The following is a 2,709-nucleotide window of genomic DNA, read 5'->3' as shown; positions in this document are numbered from 1 at the left end:
AATCGCGGCGGTGGTCACCTACGAACGCAATGCCTGGGGTAATGCGGCAGGCGACGTAGTGCAGCCATCGGAAATCAACGAATTCAGAAAATAGCATCAAGGAGGAAACCATGGCAGCAGTACACGATCACGACGTTGCGCACGCCCACGACCATCATCCCAGCGGCATGATGCGCTGGATGATGACAACCAACCACAAAGACATCGGCACGATGTATTTGTGGTTCAGTTTCATCATGTTCCTGACGGGCGGGGTGATGGCGTTGACCATCCGCGCCGAGCTGTTCCAGCCAGGGCTGCAGATTGTCAATCCGGAGTTTTTCAACCAGTTGACTACCATGCACGGGCTGATAATGATTTTCGGCGCCATCATGCCGGCCTTTGTCGGATTTGCCAACTGGCAGATTCCGATGATGATCGGCGCCCCCGATATGGCTTTTGCCCGCATGAACAACTGGAGCTTCTGGCTGCTGCCGCCGGCGGCACTGCTGCTGCTGAGCTCGTTTTTCGTGCCGGGCGGAGCGCCTGCCGGTGGCTGGACGATTTATCCGCCGCTATCCGTGCAGATGGGCATGGGCATGGATATGGCAATTTTCGCAATCCATATCATGGGCGCCTCTTCCATCATGGGTTCAATCAACATCATCACGACCATTCTGAACATGCGCGCGCCGGGCATGACCTTGATGAAAATGCCGATGTTCGTCTGGACCTGGCTGATCACCGCCTATCTGCTGGTGCTTGTAATGCCGGTGCTGGCGGGAGCGGTCACCATGCTGCTGACCGACCGTAACTTCGGCACCAACTTCTTCAATGCGGCGGGTGGCGGCGATCCGGTAATGTTCCAGCATATTTTCTGGTTCTTCGGGCATCCGGAAGTCTACATCATGATCTTGCCGGCATTCGGCATTGTCTCGGAAGTCATTCCGACTTTTGCGCGCAAGCCATTGTTCGGATATTCGTCCATGGTTTACGCCACTGCATCGATCGCGATTCTTTCCTGCATCGTATGGGCGCATCACATGTTCACCGCAGGCATGCCGGTAACCGGACAGCTGTTTTTCATGTATGCGACGATGCTAATTGCGGTGCCTACAGGGGTGAAAGTATTCAACTGGACCGCTACCATGTGGCGCGGGTCCATGACTTTTGAGACCCCCATGCTTTTCGCCATCGGTTTCATTTTCCTGTTCACCCTTGGGGGGTTCAGCGGCGTGGTGTGCGCGATAGTCCCCATAGATATTCAGGTACAGGATACGTACTATGTGATTGCGCACTTCCACTACGTGCTGGTATCGGGCGCACTATTCGGTATCTTTAGCGGCGCTTACTACTGGCTGCCCAAATGGACCGGACATATGTATGACGAGACGCTGGGCAAATGGCATTTCTGGCTGACCATGATTTTTTTCAATCTCACCTTCTTTGTCCAGCACTTTTTAGGGCTGGCGGGTATGCCGCGCCGCATTCCCGACTATGCGCTGCAGTTTGCGGATTTCAACATGATCTCCAGCATTGGTGCCTTTGGTTTCGGGCTGAGCCAGTTGCTGTTCCTCTACATAGTGCTGAAATGCATCCGTGGTGGGGCAAAAGCACCGGCAAAAACATGGGAAGGTGGAAAGACGCTGGAGTGGACTCTTCCATCACCTGCGCCGTATCACACTTTTGAAACACCCCCGGTTGTCAGGTAAACAGGGGCTGATATGAGGGATAATGCAGAGAGAAGGCGCGGTGCAATCAGGACGGCCCTCTTTCTGCTGGCGATCGTAGTCGCAATTTTTGTTACCGTCATTGTGAAAAACTTGTGATGAATACAATCGAAGCCAACTCTGTTGTAATGAAAAAACTGCTGATTTTTACAGTAGTAATGTTTGTCTTCGGCTTTGCATTGGTCCCATTTTACGAAAAGATTTGTGAGGTCACGGGTCTCAACAACCTGTTGCAGGCAGATACGCTGGCGGAGAACCCACAAGTTGACACCACGCGACTGGTGACAGTGGAGCTGGACGCTAATATCCGAGGGTTGCCTTGGCAGTTCAAGCCCCTCCAGTCCAGCTTGCGTGTACATCCCGGTGAATTGGTGGAAGTGATGTACGAGGTCAGGAACAATTCCGATCGGGAGATAAACGGCCAGGCAATCCCCAGCTACAGCCCACAATTGCTTGCCAAGCATCTGAAGAAACTCGAGTGTTTCTGCTTCAGCAAGCAGGTATTGAAACCAAACGAAACGCGCCGGATGCCGGTTCAGTTTGTCATTGAGTCGGGTTTGCCAACTGACGTCAACACCGTCACCATCTCGTATACCTTTTTTGAGTTGGCGGGCGCCACTGCCGCGACGTCCACCCCCAAGGGAACGCAGGGCTGAATGACATGGAATCCAACCCCAGGAAGGCGACGTTTTGGCAAATAGCAAAAGCAGTATCCTGGGCTTTTTTCGGAGTGCGCAAAAAAAGCGATCTCGACATGGATGCGAGCATGTTGACGCCCAAGCAAGTGATCATCGGTGGGGTTGTGGGCGCGTTGATCTTTGTGATGAGTTTGATATTGCTGGTTAAATTAGTAACAAATTAGAGATTAATTAATATACGCAGGAGAAAGAGCATGAGCCAAGAGGGGAGTCACTATTACGTTCCAGCGCCATCGACTTGGCCCATCACCGGGTCGATAGCGCTGCTGTTCATGGGTTTCGGGGCGGCATTTTCAGTCAAC

At 52.8% G+C, this 2,709-nt stretch carries 3 protein-coding genes; all 3 read left to right on the top strand.

Annotation, left to right across the window (positions count from 1 at the left end):
• Positions 1–110 precede the first annotated feature (110 nt).
• Complete coding sequence (gene ctaD / locus BMZ14_RS14525; protein WP_074798851.1) at positions 111–1,691, top strand: cytochrome c oxidase subunit I; 1,581 nt, start codon at positions 111–113, stop codon at positions 1,689–1,691.
• Between the two features lie 116 nt (positions 1,692–1,807).
• Positions 1,808–2,365: a cytochrome c oxidase assembly protein gene (locus tag BMZ14_RS14520; RefSeq protein ID WP_074798849.1), complete on the top strand. Its 558-nt coding sequence runs from the start codon at positions 1,808–1,810 to the stop codon at positions 2,363–2,365.
• Positions 2,366–2,370: 5 nt separating this feature from the next.
• The gene (locus BMZ14_RS14515) at positions 2,371–2,571 is read left to right on the top strand and encodes a DUF2970 domain-containing protein (RefSeq protein WP_218145047.1); all 201 of its coding nucleotides are present in this window, start codon (positions 2,371–2,373) and stop codon (positions 2,569–2,571) included.
• Positions 2,572–2,709 lie beyond the last annotated feature (138 nt).

The organism is Nitrosospira briensis, assembly GCF_900115125.1.
GTDB classification, from domain to species: domain Bacteria; phylum Pseudomonadota; class Gammaproteobacteria; order Burkholderiales; family Nitrosomonadaceae; genus Nitrosospira; species Nitrosospira briensis_A.
Note: the sequence above shows the minus strand (reverse complement) of the source record. Positions and strands in the feature narration are given on the sequence as shown.

What these genes read in the sequence shown, in the direction of transcription:
- ctaD (WP_074798851.1), top strand. Translation starts at nt 111, where the DNA reads ATGGCAGCAGTACACGATCACGACGTTGCGCACGCCCACGACCATCAT.
- BMZ14_RS14520 (WP_074798849.1), top strand. Translation starts at nt 1,808, where the DNA reads ATGAATACAATCGAAGCCAACTCTGTTGTAATGAAAAAACTGCTGATT.
- BMZ14_RS14515 (WP_218145047.1), top strand. Translation starts at nt 2,371, where the DNA reads ATGGAATCCAACCCCAGGAAGGCGACGTTTTGGCAAATAGCAAAAGCA.